The 16,107-nt window shown below is 73.0% G+C and carries 15 protein-coding genes; 5 read left to right on the forward strand and 10 right to left on the reverse strand.

The genetic code is table 11. The features are described from left to right. Positions 1–17: 17 nt before the first annotated feature. The gene (locus PUR71_RS05690) at positions 18–1,190 is read right to left on the reverse strand and encodes an FHA domain-containing protein (protein ID WP_329925218.1); all 1,173 of its coding nucleotides are present in this window, start codon (positions 1,188–1,190) and stop codon (positions 18–20) included. Positions 1,191–1,639: 449 nt separating this feature from the next. Between PUR71_RS05690 and PUR71_RS05695 the strand changes: the two genes are divergently transcribed. Together PUR71_RS05695 and PUR71_RS05700 are read left to right on the forward strand one after the other, a co-directional pair. Then, on the forward strand, positions 1,640–2,623 hold the full coding sequence (locus PUR71_RS05695) for an aldo/keto reductase (protein WP_329925219.1): 984 nt from the start codon (positions 1,640–1,642) through the stop codon (positions 2,621–2,623). Positions 2,624–2,684: 61 nt separating this feature from the next. After that, the gene (locus PUR71_RS05700) at positions 2,685–2,867 is read left to right on the forward strand and encodes a hypothetical protein (RefSeq protein WP_329925220.1); all 183 of its coding nucleotides are present in this window, start codon (positions 2,685–2,687) and stop codon (positions 2,865–2,867) included. A 327-nt stretch (positions 2,868–3,194) separates the two neighbouring features. Here the strand turns inward: PUR71_RS05700 and PUR71_RS05705 are convergent, their stop codons facing one another. The 8 genes from PUR71_RS05705 to PUR71_RS05740 all read right to left on the reverse strand — a co-directional run bounded on the left by PUR71_RS05705 (position 3,195) and on the right by PUR71_RS05740 (position 12,621). Next, on the reverse strand, positions 3,195–3,938 hold the full coding sequence (locus PUR71_RS05705) for an alanyl-tRNA editing protein (RefSeq protein WP_329925221.1): 744 nt from the start codon (positions 3,936–3,938) through the stop codon (positions 3,195–3,197). Positions 3,939–4,179: 241 nt separating this feature from the next. Beyond that, a complete protein-coding gene (locus PUR71_RS05710; protein WP_329925222.1) occupies positions 4,180–4,479 on the reverse strand; it encodes an AzlD domain-containing protein in 300 nt (99 codons plus the stop codon). Continuing rightward, positions 4,479–5,198: an AzlC family ABC transporter permease gene (locus tag PUR71_RS05715; RefSeq protein WP_329925223.1), complete on the reverse strand. Its 720-nt coding sequence runs from the start codon at positions 5,196–5,198 to the stop codon at positions 4,479–4,481. The genes PUR71_RS05710 and PUR71_RS05715 overlap by 1 nt, the downstream gene beginning before the upstream one ends. Beyond that, complete coding sequence (locus tag PUR71_RS05720) at positions 5,195–7,459, reverse strand: pyridoxal-phosphate dependent enzyme (protein WP_329925224.1); 2,265 nt, start codon at positions 7,457–7,459, stop codon at positions 5,195–5,197. Before PUR71_RS05720 ends, PUR71_RS05715 begins: the two co-directional genes overlap by 4 nt. Beyond that, positions 7,449–8,387 (reverse strand): GHMP family kinase ATP-binding protein, encoded by a 939-nt coding sequence (locus PUR71_RS05725; protein WP_329925225.1) that lies wholly within the window; start codon positions 8,385–8,387, stop codon positions 7,449–7,451. Before PUR71_RS05725 ends, PUR71_RS05720 begins: the two co-directional genes overlap by 11 nt. Positions 8,388–8,550: 163 nt before the next feature. Further along, positions 8,551–10,041 carry an argininosuccinate lyase gene (locus PUR71_RS05730; protein WP_329925226.1) on the reverse strand — a complete coding sequence of 497 codons (1,491 nt, stop codon included), beginning with the start codon at positions 10,039–10,041 and terminating at the stop codon, positions 8,551–8,553. A gap of 3 nt (positions 10,042–10,044) precedes the next feature. Continuing rightward, a complete protein-coding gene (locus tag PUR71_RS05735) occupies positions 10,045–10,782 on the reverse strand; it encodes a class I SAM-dependent methyltransferase (RefSeq protein ID WP_329925227.1) in 738 nt (245 codons plus the stop codon). Between the two features lie 15 nt (positions 10,783–10,797). Continuing rightward, positions 10,798–12,621 carry an FAD/NAD(P)-binding protein gene (locus tag PUR71_RS05740; RefSeq protein WP_329925228.1) on the reverse strand — a complete coding sequence of 608 codons (1,824 nt, stop codon included), beginning with the start codon at positions 12,619–12,621 and terminating at the stop codon, positions 10,798–10,800. 344 nt (positions 12,622–12,965) lie between these two features. Here PUR71_RS05740 and PUR71_RS05745 point away from each other — a divergent pair, with 344 nt between their 5' ends. From PUR71_RS05745 to PUR71_RS05755, 3 genes are all read left to right on the forward strand, one after another. Further along, positions 12,966–13,790, forward strand: coding sequence for an alpha/beta fold hydrolase (locus PUR71_RS05745; RefSeq protein ID WP_329925229.1), 825 nt, complete (start codon positions 12,966–12,968; stop codon positions 13,788–13,790). Further along, positions 13,778–15,022, forward strand: coding sequence for a hypothetical protein (locus tag PUR71_RS05750; protein ID WP_329925230.1), 1,245 nt, complete (start codon positions 13,778–13,780; stop codon positions 15,020–15,022). The genes PUR71_RS05745 and PUR71_RS05750 overlap by 13 nt, the downstream gene beginning before the upstream one ends. Positions 15,023–15,122: 100 nt before the next feature. Further along, a complete protein-coding gene (locus PUR71_RS05755) occupies positions 15,123–15,785 on the forward strand; it encodes a DUF998 domain-containing protein (RefSeq protein WP_329925231.1) in 663 nt (220 codons plus the stop codon). On the opposite strand, the gene trxA is transcribed toward PUR71_RS05755, so the two are convergent. Beyond that, positions 15,778–16,107, reverse strand: coding sequence for a thioredoxin (gene trxA, locus PUR71_RS05760; RefSeq protein ID WP_329925232.1), 330 nt, complete (start codon positions 16,105–16,107; stop codon positions 15,778–15,780). The two genes, PUR71_RS05755 and trxA, sit on opposite strands and share 8 nt — an antisense overlap.

Consider the following 16,107-nt stretch of genomic DNA (forward strand, 5'->3'; position numbering starts at 1 on the left):
GGACCGGGACGGGTTCCTCAGCCCGGCAGGGTGGCTTCGTCCGCCCTCGGGGAGCGCCGGGGCGCCTTCGCCGGGACGGCCGCCGGGCGTTCCCCTGGCCACTGCTGGCCGCTTCGGCACAGGACGACGCCGGGGGCGATCAGGATCTCGTCGTCCGGCCCGAAAGGACGGAACAGGGACTCCCGCGGGCGCTGCGGCGACTCCCGCAGGCGCGGAAGGTCCGTCCAGGCGGTGGGCCGCCCGCCGGGCCGGGCTTCGCGGATCGCGCAGCCCGCCAGACTGGTGTCCAGCACCTGGAGGGCACCCCGGCGGGAGGTGAGGACCAGGTGCTCGCGGCTGATCGGCTTCCGGCGCTCCTCCGCGAGGTGGCACAGCTCGATCCGGTCGAGGTTGGCCCGGCCGAGGACGAACTCCTCGCGCTCGTCCTGCACCAGGTTGTGCCAGGCCCGGCACTGCCCGTCCACCATGACCTTCAGCTGGACGCGGGGCCGGCGCGGACCGGTGTCGGTGAGCAGCGTCCCGTGCGCGCGGCAGACCACCCGCCGGCGGCGGAAGGCCGGGGCGGGGTGGCAGCCCACGAGGGGGCACCGCCAGGACCGCTCCAGCACCTTGCGCCGCGGCCGGCCCTGGAAGAGCATCCCGTCGCCCCGCAGCCGGTCCTTCTCGGCCTCGCGGGAGATGTCCCGGTCGGAGTAGACGCGCATGTCCCGCAGGACGAGCCGCACCGGACCGCCGCGCGGGCGCACCGGCTTGAGGAAGCGGTCGCGGTTGCCCTGGATCCACGGGTGCTCCGCCCGGTGCCCGACGAAGTTGTCACCGCTGACGACCCTGATGCGGTACTCGTCGGCCTGTTCGAGCAGATCGAGGTCGGCGGTGCCGACGGAGGCGATCAGCCCCCGGTCCCGCCACTCGCGCAGCAGGCGGGGTTCGTCCGGGTGCCCGTGCTCCCCGTCGAACTCGGGCCGCATCAGGCTGTCGTCGGCGATCGCGTGGACGGTGACCCGGTCGTCACCGGTGAACTCGCGCAGGGCGCGCAGGACCAGGCGCAGCCGCCCGAGCTCCCGGGCCTTCTCCCCGCCCAGCGCGGTCTCCCGCACGACGTTCGACAGGTCGATCAGGTAGTCGACGTCCTCGGCGCCGCCCCGCAGATGACGCTCCATCCGCCGGAACGCGGCCTGATCACTCGCCACTTCCACTCCCGCACGCTCCCGGGCCCCGACCAGTGGTACGAATCTAGCCGGATCGCGCCTGTCGCAAGGGGTAGTTGGCCCATCCCGCGGTTCGGCGGACCCACGGGAAGCCGGGCCCCGGCTCCTGCGCCGCCGGGACGCCGGGGACGAGCGGCGGCCCCGGGTCGAAACCGAGGGCGGACGTCCTGGGGGTGACTACCGGGGACGACGACAGCGCGCGAAGGTCATGCCCCGATGGTGGCGACACCGTTCCGGCAGGTCAATGGACACCCGTAACAACCGGATGGCAGTCCTGCGAACAGCTGCGCGGCCGTCGGGGCCGGCCGGACAGTGATACTCGGTCACGGGCGCCGGGGCGCCGGGCACGAGGAGGCGGGGGCGCCGACGGAGTGACGGCCGGCCGGGGCGGCCGCTGGGTCTCGCGTGGTGAGGCGTGAGAGGCTCGCGTCATGGAACAGCGCGTACTCGGCCGCACCGGCCGTCCCGTCTCGATCGTCGGACTCGGTACCTGGCAGCTCGGCGCGGACTGGGGGGACGTCCGCGAGGAGGACGCCCTGGCCGTCCTGGACGCCGCCGTGGAGGCCGGCGTCACCCTCTTCGACACCGCCGACGTCTACGGCGACGGCCGCAGCGAGCAGTTGATCGGCCGCTACCTGAAGGGCCGCCCGGACGCCGGGGTGTTCGTCGCCACCAAGTTCGGCCGTCGGGTCGAGCAGCGGCCCGAGCACTACCACCTCGCCAACTTCCGCGCCTGGGCCGACCGTTCACGGGCCAATCTGGGCGTGGAGCGGCTCGACCTGGTGCAGTTGCACTGCCCGCCGACGCCCGTCTACTCCTCGGACGAGGTGTTCGACGCCCTGGACACCCTAGTGGCGGAGGAGCGGATCGCCGCCTACGGGGTCAGCGTGGAGACCTGCGCCGAGGCGCTGACCGCGATCGCCCGCCCCGGCGTCGCGAGCGTGCAGATCATCCTGAACGCCTTCCGGCTCAAGCCGCTGGAGCGGGTCCTGCCCGCCGCCGAGGCCGCCGGGGTGGGGATCCTGGCCCGGGTGCCGCTGGCCTCCGGCCTGCTCTCCGGCCGCTACACCCGGCAGACCGTGTTCGCCGCCGACGACCACCGCACCTACAACCGGCACGGCGAGGCCTTCGACCAGGGGGAGACCTTCTCCGGCGTGGACTTCGCGACCGGCGTGGAGGCGGCGGCCGAGTTCGCCGCGCTCGCGCCCGAGGGTGCCACGGCGGCGCAGACGGCGCTGCGCTGGATCACTCAGCAGCCGGGGGTGACGACGGTGATCCCGGGCGCCCGCACCGTGACGCAGGCGCGGGCCAACGCGGCCGCCGCGGACCTGGCGCCGCTGCCGGAGGCCACCCTGGACGCCGTGCGGGAGCTCTACGACCGCCGGATCCGGCCGCAGGTGCACGACCGCTGGTGAGGTCGGCAGGCCGTGGGGCCACAGTGGCAGAAGGCGCGTGCGGCAACGGTGCCCGTGGGTGATGACGGCTCCGAGGGCCTCCCGCGCGACACCGCCGCGCTCGCCGCTGGCCGGTGTGGTGATCACGCTGGAGCTCACCCACGCCCTCGCCGGGCACGACCTGACGGAGGAGCACCACCGCGAGCGTCTTGTGCCGCGCCCGGATGCCGCACCGCAGGTCGTCGGGGCAGGTCAGGGGCGCTGACGGCGCCGCGGAGGGTGCCTGTCGGCGGGCCCGGCGGGGCCCGATCCGGCGGCACAGTAGCGTTACGTTGATATGGCATGTACGCTGCGTGTCGCTGGTTGAACACCATGCGGGCCTGGTCGCCACTCCGTGGGGGGAGTCACGTCCAGGCCCGGTCGCCGGCCAGGCCTCGGTTGGGCTCGTGGGGGAGTTCCAGCCGAGGCCATCGGTGGCTGTCGTCGTTATGCCCGCGCTGACGGTGTTTCAGTCATGACAAGCCGTGCAGCTTTCGGCGGAGGGGAACTTTTTTGCGAGTACCGCCGCCGGGGGCGCCTCGGCCGCCGGGCCTCAGGGCTCCAGGCGGATCCGGACGCGGCGGTTCTGGCGGCCCTTGTTCTCCACCTTGACGACGCTGATGCGGCCGATCTGGCCGGTGGAGGCGACGTGGGTGCCGCCGTCGGCCTGGGCGTCGAGGCCGACGATGTCGACCACGCGGACCTCGGGCATGTCCGGCGGCGCCTTGAACTGGGTGCGGACGAGGTCCGGGATGGCCTCGGCCTCCTCCTTGGGCAGCGTGCGGACCACGATCTTGCGGTCGGCCGCGATCTCCGCGTTGACGGCGTCCTCCAGGGCCTGCTTGAAGCCCGGCGGGACCTCCGGCAGGTTGAAGTCCATCCGGGCCTCGCCCGGCTCCATGTTGTTGCCCGTCACCAGGGCGCCGAAGTCCCGGAAGACGGTGCCGCACAGGACGTGCAGCCCCGAGTGGGTGCGCATCAGCGAGCTGCGCCGCTGGTCGTCGAGGGCGCCGGTGACGGTGGTGCCCGCGGGCGGGACGGGGTCGCCCGGGGCGGGCAGCAGGTAGAGGTCGTCGCCCTTGCGGGTGCCGATGATCGAGGTCTGCACGCCCTGCCAGATCAGCACGCCGTGGTCCGGCGGCTGACCGCCGCCGCCGGGGTAGAAGGCCGAGCGGTCCAGGACGATCCCGGCCTCGGGATCGCCCGGATCGGACCACAGGACCGTGCAGTCCCATTCCCTCAGCGTGACGTCTTCCCAGTCCAGCCGGTGCGTGCGGCCGTGGTGGTCGATTCCCATGGGCAGTCGGAGCCGCGGTCGCCCGACCGGGCGCGCAGGCTCCTTCTCCTTTCCGGTGACACTGCGGTGCTTCTGCGGTACTCGTGCGGTGGGTGAGCGGAACCCGAGCGGAATCCCAGCGGGGCCCGAGTGGTGGGCGTGGCGATCTCCGCGCGAGGACCTGCCCGAACCCGCCCGGACGGCCCCGCGTCGCCAGCCGCTCCGAGCATACGCGGTCCGTCGTGGGACACGTGACGCTACGTCAACTCACCAATCGCAGCAGCGCGGCGGTCGCGGCGCCGAGCGCCACCACCAGGAGGAAGGGCGCCCGCAGGACCGCGGCCACCACCGCGACGCCGAAGCCCGCCGCGCGGGCGTCCAGGACGAGGTCGTGGCCGCGGCTGAAGGTCTGCACGGCGACCAACGCCGCCAGCAGGGCGACGGGCAGCAGCGCCGAGATCTCCTGGACCCGCCGCCGCTTGAGCACCGACTCCGGCACGCACAGGCCGGCCAGCTTGAGCAGGTAGACGCCGAGGCTGCCGAGGAGGATCGCGGTCCACATCAGCGGCTCTCCTTCCGCAGCGCGAGGGCGGCCGCGCCGGCGACCAGACCGGCGAGCAGCACCGGCACGCCGACGGGCAGCAACGGCACCCCGGCGATCGCGACGGCGGCGGCCGCCACGGCCACCGCCCAGAACCGCCGTTCGCGCAGCCGGGGCATCAGCAGCGCGACGAACGCCGCGGGCGACGCGACGTCCAGGCCGAGCGCCTCGGGGTCGGGCAGGACCTTGGCGCCGAGCGCGCCGGCGAGCGTGGCGATGTTCCAGCACACGAAGACGGCCGCGCCGGTGGCGTAGAACGCCAGCCGGGCCTCCCGCTCGGTGGCGCGGCCCATGGACATCGCCGAACTCTCGTCGAGCACCAGCTGCGCGGTGGCCGCCCGCCGCAGTCCGCCGACCCGGAGGAGGGCGGACAGGTTCAGCCCGTAGAGGCTGTTGCGCACGCCGAGCAGGGTGGCGGTCGCCGCGCCGGTGAGGGCCGCGCCGCCGGCCCCGAGGACGCCGATCACGGCGAACTGCGAGGCCCCGGAGAACATCAGGAGCGAGAGCACGCAGCTCTGCGGCACCGAGAAGCCGGCGACGACGGCCAGGGCGCCGAAGGACAGGCCCAGGGCGCCGACCGCGAGCCCGACGCCCACCGCGTCCCGCAGCACGGCGGCTCTCCGCCGCGGCCAGCCGTCGGCGGTGGGTACCGGACTCGCGGTGGATTGCGCTTTGGTCATGTGTCCCGCTCTCGCAGCACGATCGTCAGTTCGTCGTGCGCCTTGGCGCACAACTGGGCGGCCGCGTCCGGGGATTCGCCCTCGGCGATGACGTAGCCGAGCCGATGGTATGCGTTCCGGGCGGGCTCCACGCGCTGTTCCGGGCGAGCCGTGACGGTGACATGACGGACACCTTCGAGAGCCTGGGCCGCCCCGGTCCCGGAGACGTGCGAGAAGGTGCCCGCACGGTCGGGGAGGAGGAAGCGGATGGCGGCGGCCTTGGTGGGGGTGCGGTTCAGCCGGGGCGGGCGGCCGAGGGCGGCGCGGAGCTGTTCCTGGAGCAGGTGGATCCCGGTGGAGAGCCGGACGAGTTCGGGGATCATCCCGCCCGCGAGGCGGCCGTTGACCTCGATGACGGCCGCGCCCTCCGGGGTGAGCCGGACCTCGGTGTGGGCGGCGCCGCTGGTCAGTCCGACCGCCCGGACGGCGCGCCGGGCGGCCCCGCTCAGCTCGTTCGCGACGTGCGGCGGTACCGCGGCGGGGAAGACGTGGCCGTGCTCGACGAAGTGCGGCGGGCCGGCCAGGTGCTTCTGGGTGACCCCGACGCAGTGCACCTCGCCCGCCCAGCTGAACGTCTCGACGCTGAACTCCGGACCGTCCAGGTACTCCTCGACGAGTACCGTGCCGGCCGTGGCCTGCCCGCGGACGTTGACCCTCTCGGCGAGGATCACCCGGCTCTGCGCGACCGCCTGTTCGGCCGTCGAGCAGAGCAGCACGTGGTTGGACCCGCTGTCGTCGGCCGGCTTGACCACGCAGGGCAGGCCGACCCGGGCCACCGCCTCCGGCGCCTGCGCCGGGTCGGTGAGGATCGCGAAGCGCGGCTGGCGGACGCCGGCCTCCGCCAGGCGGGCCCTGGTGACCGCCTTGTTGCGGCACGCGGTCATGCTCTCCACGGAGTTCCCCGGCAGGCCCAGGAGCGTGGCGAGTTCGGCCACCGCGGGGAGGTAGAAGTCGCTCGTGGTGGCGACCCCGGCGATCTCCTCGCGGCGCCAGCCGGCGCGGACGGCCTGGCGCAGCGCCGCGGCCGAGTTGGTGTCGCAGGTGACCACCTCGCAGCCGGTCCCGGCCACGTCCGGGTAGCGCTCGGGGGAGTTGGTGAGCAGGACCGGGGTGAGTCCGAGGTCCCGGGTGAGCCGCAGGGCGAGCATGCCGGTGCCGGTGGTGTTCGACTCGACGAAGAGCAGGCGCTGGCGGTCGGCGGAGCGTTCGATCTCCTCGGCGCGCGACCAGCGCTCGGCGACCTGACCCGGGGTGATCGTGACGGGCGCGGTGGCGGGTACCTGCCGGTCCACCCGGTGCTCGGTCCAGTAGGCGTCGTCGTAGATGGTGCGCGTGTAGCGGTCGCCGCGGTCGGGGAGGATGCCGACGATCTTCGTGCCCGGAGTCGCCCGGGCCGCGAGGTGGCGCAGCAACCGGTAGACGGATCCGGAGGTGTTGCCCGCGAAGATCTGTTGGTCGCGGGCGAGGTCGCGGGTCGCGGTGAAGGCCTCCAGGTCGTTGAGCCAGTGCACTTCGTCGATCAGCCGCCGGTCGAGGTTGCCCGGCATGAGGCTGTTGCCGAGGCCGCTCTGCTTGCGTCCGGGCTGGTCGGGCTGGCCGAAGAGGACGCTGCCGACGGAGTCCACCCCGACGACGCGCAGCGCGGGCAGGGTGGTGCGCAGCTGCCGCGCCGTGCCGCAGAGCGAGCCGCCGCTGCCGACCGAGCCGACCAGGACGTCGAACCCGCCGAGGTCGTCGAGCAGTTCGGCCGCCAGGGCGCGGTAGCCGGCCGGGTTGTCGGGATTGCCGTACTGGTCCGGCCAGAACGCGCCGGGGAGTTCGGCGCGTAGCTGCGCGAGGAGTTCCAGCCGGGCGCCCTGCCAGCCCGTCCCGGTCATGGCCTCGACGATGTGGACCTCGCAGCCGAGGGAGCGCAGCTTGGCGAGGGTGATCTCGTCGATGCGCGGGTCGGTGACGATGTGGACGGGGTGGCCGAGCGCGCGGCCGACGAGGGCGACGCCGAGGGCCATCGTCCCCGACGAGCTCTCGACGATCGCCGCGCCGTCGGGCAGGGCGCCGGTCCGCTTGGCGGTCAGGATGATGTTGCGGGCGACCCGGTCCTTCATCCCGAAGAGGTTCTGGCACTCCAGCTTGGCAAAGACCTCCACGCCGGCGGGTGCGTCAAGGCGCAGCCGGACGAGTGGGGTGTGGCCTATCGCGTCGACAACACTGTCAAAGAGCACAGTCTCCTCCGATGGAGCCGGCGTGGTGGACAGAGGGGGGCGGGGTGTCGTAATCGGCCTTGCCGAGCGTGCGGTGGACCTCGACCGTGCCCGGGAGGCGGGCGCAGCGGGCGAGGACCCGTTCGAGCCGCTGCGGGTCGGTGCCGTGTTCGCCGAGGAGGATGCCGAGGACGGTGCCGCTGTGGGCGACGACCAGGCCGAGGCCGTCGTGGTCGCGGCAGATCCGGTGCAGCTCCTCGAAGTCGGGGCGGGGGAGGCGGCGGGTGTGCAGTTCGGCACTGCGGGTGGCGACCTCGCCGACGGCGGCGAGGTCGCCGGAGCTCACGGCGGTGCTCAGGGTGTCGAGGAGGTCGCGGTACTCGCGGCGTTCGCGCATGGTCGGCGCGGTGACCGTCTGGTTGAAGTCGACGGTGTCGACGGTGCCGCCGGGGTCGTGGGCCACGACGGTGAGCGGGGGCAGGAAGCCGAGCCGCTCGCGCAGGCGCACCTCGCGGTGGTAGTAGCTGACGACGCCCGCGTACATGACGCCGTCGGAGGGTTCGATCCCGCGCAGGAAGTACTCGATCTCGGGTTCGGTGAGGGTGATCCCCAGGGCGTCGGCCACGGCGCGGGCGGTGGCGACGAGGTCGGCCGAGGAGCTGGCGAGGCCCTTGCCCTCGGGGATCGCCGTGTCGAGCGCCAGGGTGCCGCCGCCGACGTAGCCGTGGGCGCGCAGGATCCGGGTGGCCAGCTGTCGGGACTTGCGCTTCCAGGTGGGTGTCACCGTGATCTCGTCGGTGGTCGTGGTGGCCCGGAAGACCGCCGTCGACCAGGCGTCGATGGGCAGGGTGACCAGGAACCGGCGCTGGCGTTCGAGGAGCATCCCCTGCAGCAGCTCGCCGAAGGTGCCGTTGGCGGTCCCGATGCCCGCTTCCTTCCGTATGAACATGGTGGTTTCCTCGTTGACCGTCATTGGACCGTCATGGGCCGTCATGGACCGTCACGGACGGGTGGTGGCCGTCGCCGGGCGTCGGTGGGTGTCCGTGATCGTGGGGTGCCGTGCCCCCCGGCGGTTCGGGTGGCGGTTCGGGCGGGCTGCTCCGGCGGGCAGCTCAGGCGGACGTGAGGCCCAGCAGGCGGTCGGTCTCCGCGCAGGCCTCGCGGATCCGGCGGCGCCGGGCCGCCCAGGCGGCCTCGTTCGCGTCGTAGCGGCCGCTCTGGTCGGCGAGCATCGCGCGGACCTCTTCCGGCCGGGTCGACCCTGCGGAGACCTTGCGCCGGATGCCCGCGCCGGCGTCGAACGCGGTCGCCAGCAGGCGCTGCGGCTCGGCGATCTCGAGGCCGTGCTCCTGCGCGACCTGCCGCAGCAGGTCGGGCCGGACGTCCTGCGGGGACGCGCCCTGCCCGATGGCCGCCAGGACGTAGCCGCCGGCGACCACCTGGGCCGTCCGCCATGGCACGCCCTGTTCGAGGGTGAGCAGGTTGGCGAGCGTGAACCCGCCGAGGTACTCGCGCTCGCAGGCCTCGCGCATGCGGTCGGCGCGGAACTCCAGGTTGTCCAGGACGGCGGTGGCGAGCGTGAGGGCGCTCCGGGCGGTGCGGAACGCCGTCAGGACGTTGGCCCCGGCCTCCTTGGAGACCTCGACCGAGTTGGAGTACGGGGTGTTCCGCTGGCCCGTCAGGGTGTCCACGTGGAAGGCGGCGAGGTGGGCCGTCTTGCCGCGGATCCGTTCCAGGAGCGGGAAGTTCTTCTTCTGCGGCATCGCCGAGGAGATCCCGGCGTAGGCGTCCGGCAGGTCGATGAAGCCGTACTCGCTGCTGCCCCAGGAGATCAGGTCGGTGGTGAAGCGGCTCAGCACGACGCCGAACTGCGAGAGTTCGCCGGTGATGCGCAGCGCCCAGTCCCGGGAGGCGACCGCCACGAGGGCGTGCGGGCGCGGGCCGGCGAAGCCGAGCAGCCGGGCGGCGCGGTCACGGTCCCAGGGGAGTTCCTGGCCGGCCATCGCGCCGGCGCCCAGCGGGCACAGGTCGATCTCGTCGTAGGTGGCGAGGAGCCGGCGGGCTGCCGACAGCACCTCCTCGCCGACGGCGGCGAGGTAGTAGCCGGGCGTGATGACCTGCGCCGCCTGGGCGTGGGTGTAGCCGGGCATGAGCAGCTCGGCGCTCTCCCCGGCCAGGCGGTGGGCGCAGCGGCCGAAGGCGAGCAGGGCGTCGGCGGTGAGCGCCAGCTGGTGCCGGGCGAACATCACCTGGGCGCAGGCCTGCAGGTCGTTGCGGCTGCGGTCGACGTGCCAGGCCGGGACGGGAGCCGGCAGCTGGTGGTCGACGTGCCGCTCCAGGGCGAACGCGATGTCCGACATGTTGCGCTCGGGGTCCGCGGAGACCGTGGTCGCCGTGATGCCGTGCAGCGCCTTGCCGATCAGCTCGGCCTGCCCCGCGTCGATCAGGTCCATCCGGAGGTACTCCAGGGCGAGTACCTTCTCGATCGCCAGGTACCAGGGGAGGAGGTGCTCCACCTCGAACGCGAACTGGGGGGCCAGGACCTCGTCGTGCAGCAGGGTGTGCGGGTTGGCGGTGATCCTTCCGGTCAGTGGTCCTGCCACGGGTCACCGGCCTTTCTTGCGGATGGTGAAGGCGAGGCTCTCGTGCTCGTGGAAGTACGGCCGGTAGCCGGCGTGCGGGGGTTCCATCCAGCGCAGCAGCTCGACCGCGGCGACCTCGTCGGCGAACCCGGCGTCGGCGAGGTAGGCGTCGAGGTCGGGGCGGTCGAAGAAGCGGCAGTAGAAGTCGGCGTGGTCCAGGTACTCCTTGGGCCGGATCTCCTTCATGCCGGGGTCGCCGACCTGACAGTCGTTCATCGTCCACATGTTCGCGACGACGTGCCCGCCGGGGCGGCAGATCCGGTACAGCTCCTGGAGCGCCTTGACGGGCTCGGTGAGGTGGCCGAGGAGGTCCCAGCAGAAGATCCCGTCGACGGAGTCGTCGGGCAGGCCGGTCGCGAAGGCATCGGTCACCTTGAAGACGACGTTGTCGGCGTTGGCCTTGGCCACCACCCGGCGGGCGATCCCCATCGCGTTGCGGGAGGTGTCGCCGCCGAGGACGACGGTGGCCGCCTGGGCGAGCGGGGGCAGGTTGCGGCCGTCGCCGCAGGGCAGGTCCAGGACCACGAAGGCGTCGTGGTCGGCGAACAGCTTGGCCGCGTTCACGACGTAGGGCACCGGCGGGTCGCCCCAGAGGTTGGTGTGGCCGTCGTCCAGCCGGTACGCGTCGTTCCACTGGCCCTTGGCGAGTTCGTCCTGCTCGTTGGCGGCGCCGGGGCGGCCGGTGGTGGTGTCGGTGGTCACGGGGCGTTCCTCTCGTCAGTCGAGGGCGAAGAGCTCGGCGACGCAGCGGTGGGCGTCGACGAAGGCGCGCGAGTAGCCGGGGGTGGGGACGAGGTGGTTGTAGAAGGTGGCGCCCTCGCACAGGGGCCCGATCAGCCACAGCCGCGGGTCGCTCACGCCGGCGGCGTCGACCGGGTGCAGCGAGGCGTCGACGTCGGCGCCCCGGACGGCGGTGCTGTCGGGGAGGAGGCGGCGGATCCGGCCGTCCTCGTGGAGGGAGCGGATCAGCGGGCTGGCGGAGGCGTCGGCGGCGGGCCAGGGCGAGTTGCCCGCGCAGAGCCAGTCGACGTCCTCGCGGTGCGGGGTGGCCAGGCGGGTCGAGGCGATCGTCCACCGGCCGTCGGCGTCGTTCCAGTGCAGCGACGGAGCCGCGCCGAACGGCGTGCGCACGACGCCCGCCTCGATGAGGGCGAGGAGTTCGGCGTGCCGCTCCTTCTGGGGGCCCACCACGGCGCGGTTGAACAGCGGCACGGTGGTGCGCAGGAACCGGTCGAGGGAGGCGTCGCTCAGGCCGCCGAAGTTGACGGCGTCGCGCAGGACGTCGCGGACCTCGCGGACGGCCTCCAGCGCCGCCTTCAGCGGGCTGTGGTCCAGTCCGCGTTCGGCCTCGACGAGATCGTGGTGAATCGTTTCCGCCAGCCACTGCTGATAGCCGCCGCTGTCGCGCAGTTCCATCGCGGCGGAGTCGTCCCAGGCCTTCAACGGGTCGAAGGAGCCGTGCAGTTGGTCGAGCAGGTCGAGCGTCGCGGGGAGCTTGTCGGTGTCGGCCGCCGCGGTGAGCTCGGCGGCGAGCGCCGCCTCGGCGTCGGCACCGCCCTCGACCAGGGCGCGGCACCGGTGGTAGGCGATCCGCATCTCGGTCAGCAGCAGCGGGAACAGGCAGTCGTCGAAGTCGAGCGGCCCGGCCTCGCGGAACTCGGCCACCGCCGCCCGGGTGAGGACCAGCGGCTGAAAGCGGCTGTTCATTCGCATGCGGTGCGGGCGGGCCCGGAACGGAACTCCGGAGCGGGAATAGAGGAGCAATTGCGGTTCGCCGCCGCCGCGCCGATAGCGCAGCCGCCCGCCGTCCCGGGAGAATCGGCCGCCGCGGCCGACCGTCAATGCGGCGATGACGTCCATGGCCGACAGGCCGAATCCGGCGACCGCCACCGAGTCCTCCGGCGCGATGACCGCGAGTTTGCCGGGGAGCGGGTACGGGTCGCCGATGTGACGGGCGGCGGCCGACGGGAATTCGGCCGCGACCGGCAGGGAATTCTCCCGGTTGGGGACGTGGCCGACGGTCAGGAAGGCGTAATCGGTGGCGACGGTGGAACCGTCGGCGAGGCCGATCCGGACGCCCGGGCCGGGAGCCGAGGACAGCGAGGTCGCCAGGGAGCGGTGCACGTTCACGCTCATCCAGGAGGGGGCCCGTTCCCGCAGGCGGGCGAAGAACCACTGCAGGTACTCGCCCAGCACCCGCCTGGGCAGGAAGTCGTTGGGGCGGATGGGCCGGCCGGTGCGGCCCACCGTGTACCCGTCCCCGGCGATCATCAGACCGCGTTCGGTCACCCACTCGTACAGGCTCGGGCCGTCCTCGCCTGCGTACGCCCCGACCGCGTCCCGGTCGGGGAACATCGATATCTCGCCGCACAAGGTATTCAGCAGTAAGTAGTCGGGCTGTGAGACGGAATGGAGTCCCTCGCCCCCGGATAAGGGGTCGATGACCTCCACGCGTAACCGGCCGGGTGGTGCACCGTTCTTTCCGGTCCTGGGTGCCAGGGTGACGATCCGTTCAAGGATGCTGCAACCGCGAGAACCCATGCCGACGATGGCGATTGAATACTCCGATGACAAGTGAGACCCCCGGAGACATAGAAGTCGATGAGATCGACGGCGGCCACGCTACGCGACCGACATCCCAAAGTCCATACTCCGATTATCCGGTGGCGCAGCAGGAGAGTCTGTGTTCGATCGGTGTGGCGCGAGGGAATTCGATCAATTCGTGGGCTTCGTGGTGTCCGTGGGGATCCTGAGACGATTTCCGGACCGGGCGTGAACTCGCGTTCAGTCCGGTTTCCGCCAGCGCGTCGGACCACCGGGACGTTCGCGTCCGGTGGGTATCCTGCCGGGGACCGCCCGACACCGGAACGCGCCTGGAGCACGTGATGGCAGCGCTGGAGACCGGCACCCTGGACGTCCCCGGGGCGCGCCTGCACTTCGAGGTCAGGGGCACCGGACCGCTGCTCCTGCTGGTGCCCGGCGGCGCCTCGGACGCGGCGGTCTTCGAGCCGCTGGCCGAGCAACTCTGCGCCCGCTACCGGGTGCTGAGCTACGACCCGCGCGGGATCTCCCGCAGCCCGCTGACCGGGCCGCCGGTCGACCAGCGGGTCGACGTCCAGGCGCAGGACGCGCTCCGGCTGCTCGACCGGCACGCCTCGGGCGACGGGCCCGTCCTCGCCTTCGGCAGCTGCGCAGGTGCGCTCGTCGCCCTCGAACTGCTCCTGACGAAGCCCGACCGCGTGGCCGCGGTGGTCGCCCACGAGCCCCCGGCGATGCGGCTGTTGCCGGACGGGGAGGCGCAGGTGGCGTTCTTCGAGGAGGTGCACGAGACCTACCGGCGCGACGGGGTCGCGGCGGCGATGCTGAGCCTCGCGGGTGCCTTCGGCGGACGGCCGGCGCCCGCGCTGCCCGAAGTGCGCGACAACACCGCGTTCTTCCTGGCCCACGTCATGCGGCCGACGACCGCGTTTCCCGTGGACGTCGCCGCGTTGGCGCGGCTGGCCGCCCGGATCACGCCGGTCGGCGGCCTGGAGTCGCGCGGTTACCTGATCCACCGTCCGGTCGCCGAGCTCGCCGCCCTCCTCGGCCGCGATCTGGTGCTGTTCCCGGGCGGGCACGCCGGGTACGCCAAGCACCCGGAGGAGTTCGCCCGGCAGCTGGACGTGCTCCTGGCGCCGGAGGAGCCGGAGGCGACGCCGTGCGGCTCGTGATGGGGGCGCAGAACTGCGGTTTCGGGCCGGCCGCCGAACTCGTGGCGGTCGCACGGGCGTTGAGCGGTCATGAGCGGATCTTCGTCGGGGACGGCGTGGCCGCCGAGTTCGCCCACTGCAATCCGGACGCCTTCGACGAGATCCGCTCCCCGGCGCCGCGCTGCGCCGGGCTGCGCCGGCTGCTGGACGGCTGCGACGGCGTGGTGTCCGTGATGGACGCCGACCTCGTGCTGCACGGCGTGCTCGCGGAGCGGCCGGTGATCCTGCTGGACAGCCTGTTCTCGTTCTGGCGCCGGGAGCGGCCGCTGGCGGAGATCCTGCGGCTGTGTGAGACGCTTCCGCGGACCGGCTTCGGGGCGGCGGACCGGCACCTCGGTGAACTCTCCCCGCACGAGCGGGTGCTGGCCGCCCATCTGCTCGCCACCCACGGGTTGGTGCAGAACTTCCCGGGCGTCCGGCAGCGCATCGCGGAGTTCGCCGCCCTCGGCGTCGGGCGGGTGCCCCGGACGACCGGCGCGCTGGTCGACCACAACGGGCTGCGGGCGGCGGCGGGCGGGGGGACGTCCGCGCCGTCCGCGCCGGCGTACGACCTGCTGGTGAACCTCGGCGGGTTCCGCAACTTCCTGCTCGACTTCGACGAGCACAACGACTACCTGCTGCTGATCGAGCGCTGGCTGCCCGATCTCCTGCGCGACTGGCCCCGCTTCCGCCGGGTGCTGGTCTGCGGCGGGCCGTTCGGTGGCCGGCGGGCGCGCACCGTCGCGGTGGACGGACGGCTGGCGGACTGCCGGCTGGTGCCGCAGCGCGAGCTGCTCCGGCACGTCGCCACCACCCCGCACTACCTGCTGACTCCCGGCCTGACCGCCCTCCACGAGGCGCTGGCCCTCGGCCGCCTCCCGCTCGCGCTGCCCGAGCAGCACTACGCGCACCTGTTCACCGTCCGCCGACTGGAGCGGACCCTGTTCGCCAAGACCGCCGTCGGTCTGGCCGCCCTGGTGCCCGGTCACCCGGTCCCCGAGGACGACGTCGCGGGGACGGCGGCGCTGGTCGAGCTGGCCGGGCGGATCCGCCGCGACGACACGCACTACGATCGGTTCCGCCGCTGCCTGAACGAGCGGATCGAGCAGTACCTGACGCTCGGAGCGGCGGAACGGCGGGCGGGCGTCGAGGAGTTGCGCGCGGCGATGGACGGACCGCCGCTGAGGGAGATGCTCGCCGAGGTGCTGGCCTGAGGCGGGCCGACTCGAAGGGAACCGGCAGTCGCGCTCCATCTGATACAACTGTATCAACGGGGGATGGGCATCGAGGGGGCGCGGGATGCGCAGTACGCGGATGGCACTTGTCCGGGGCGCGATAGCCGCCCAGGTCCTTCTCACCGCCGTGTGGTGGGTCGGCGGGCTGACGGAGGGGCGGGGCTACCGGATCTCCGCGCACGGGATCAGCGACCTGGGGGCGCGGACGGCGGATCACGCGGGGCTCGTGCTGGCGGCGCAGGGTGTCGCGGGGGTTGTGACCATCGTGTTCGCCCTCTTCGCGCTGGGCCCGGCACTCGCCGCTCCCGACGGGCGGCTGCCTGCGGAAGCCTGGCTGGTCGCCGCGTCCCCGCTGGGGCTGGACAACGTGTGGGACGTCCTCTTCCGCCTCGACTGCCGGGCGGCCGACCCCGGTTGTGTGCAGAGCCTCGGGACGGGCTCGTGGCGGGCGGCGGGACACCTGGCGATCTCGTTCGTCGGCTTCCCGGTGCTGGTGATCACCCCGTCCGTCCTGGCCGCCCGCTTCCGCGCGAACCCGGCGTGGCAGGTCTGGTCCGGGCGCGCCCTCGCCTTCAGTCCGGTGATGTTCGTCGGCGTGATCGCCTTCGTCGGGCTGCACGGCCACGACGGCGCCGGCTACGCGGAACGCGCCCTCGCCCTGGCCGCGTCGACCGGCGTGGTCCTGCTGGCCCTCGGGACGCGCCGGGCCCTGGCCGCGCCCCCGGGGCCGGCGATCAGATGACGTCGGCCAGCTCCCGCAGCAGCCGGGCCTTCGCCCGTGCGCCGATGATGCTGCGCACGGGCTCGCCGTCGCGGAAGAGCACCATCGTCGGCATGGAGAGGATCGAGTAGGCCGCCTGGGACTCGGGGTTGGTGTCCACGTCCACCTGGACGACCTTGAGTTCTCCCGCCTTCTCCCGGGCGATCTCCGCGAGCACCGGTGCGACCGTCCGGCACGGCGGGCACCAGTCGGCGGTGAACGTCACCAGGACCGGTACGTCGGCCGCGAGCACCTCGGCGGCGAAGCTCGCGTCCGTCACGGTCGGAATCTCCGTTCCCGTCAT

Origin of the sequence: Streptomyces sp. SP17BM10 (assembly GCF_036322405.1) — a bacterium.
In the GTDB taxonomy this organism is placed as follows: domain Bacteria; phylum Actinomycetota; class Actinomycetes; order Streptomycetales; family Streptomycetaceae; genus Kitasatospora.

What these genes read in the sequence shown, in the direction of transcription:
- PUR71_RS05695 (WP_329925219.1), top strand. Translation starts at nt 1,640, where the DNA reads ATGGAACAGCGCGTACTCGGCCGCACCGGCCGTCCCGTCTCGATCGTC.
- PUR71_RS05700 (WP_329925220.1), top strand. Translation starts at nt 2,685, where the DNA reads ATGACGGCTCCGAGGGCCTCCCGCGCGACACCGCCGCGCTCGCCGCTG.
- PUR71_RS05705 (WP_329925221.1), bottom strand. Translation starts at nt 3,938, where the DNA reads ATGGGAATCGACCACCACGGCCGCACGCACCGGCTGGACTGGGAAGAC.
- PUR71_RS05710 (WP_329925222.1), bottom strand. Translation starts at nt 4,479, where the DNA reads ATGTGGACCGCGATCCTCCTCGGCAGCCTCGGCGTCTACCTGCTCAAG.
- PUR71_RS05715 (WP_329925223.1), bottom strand. Translation starts at nt 5,198, where the DNA reads ATGACCAAAGCGCAATCCACCGCGAGTCCGGTACCCACCGCCGACGGC.
- PUR71_RS05725 (WP_329925225.1), bottom strand. Translation starts at nt 8,387, where the DNA reads ATGTTCATACGGAAGGAAGCGGGCATCGGGACCGCCAACGGCACCTTC.
- PUR71_RS05740 (WP_329925228.1), bottom strand. Translation starts at nt 12,621, where the DNA reads ATGGGTTCTCGCGGTTGCAGCATCCTTGAACGGATCGTCACCCTGGCA.
- PUR71_RS05745 (WP_329925229.1), top strand. Translation starts at nt 12,966, where the DNA reads ATGGCAGCGCTGGAGACCGGCACCCTGGACGTCCCCGGGGCGCGCCTG.
- PUR71_RS05755 (WP_329925231.1), top strand. Translation starts at nt 15,123, where the DNA reads ATGGCACTTGTCCGGGGCGCGATAGCCGCCCAGGTCCTTCTCACCGCC.
- trxA (WP_329925232.1), bottom strand. Translation starts at nt 16,107, where the DNA reads ATGACGGGAACGGAGATTCCGACCGTGACGGACGCGAGCTTCGCCGCC.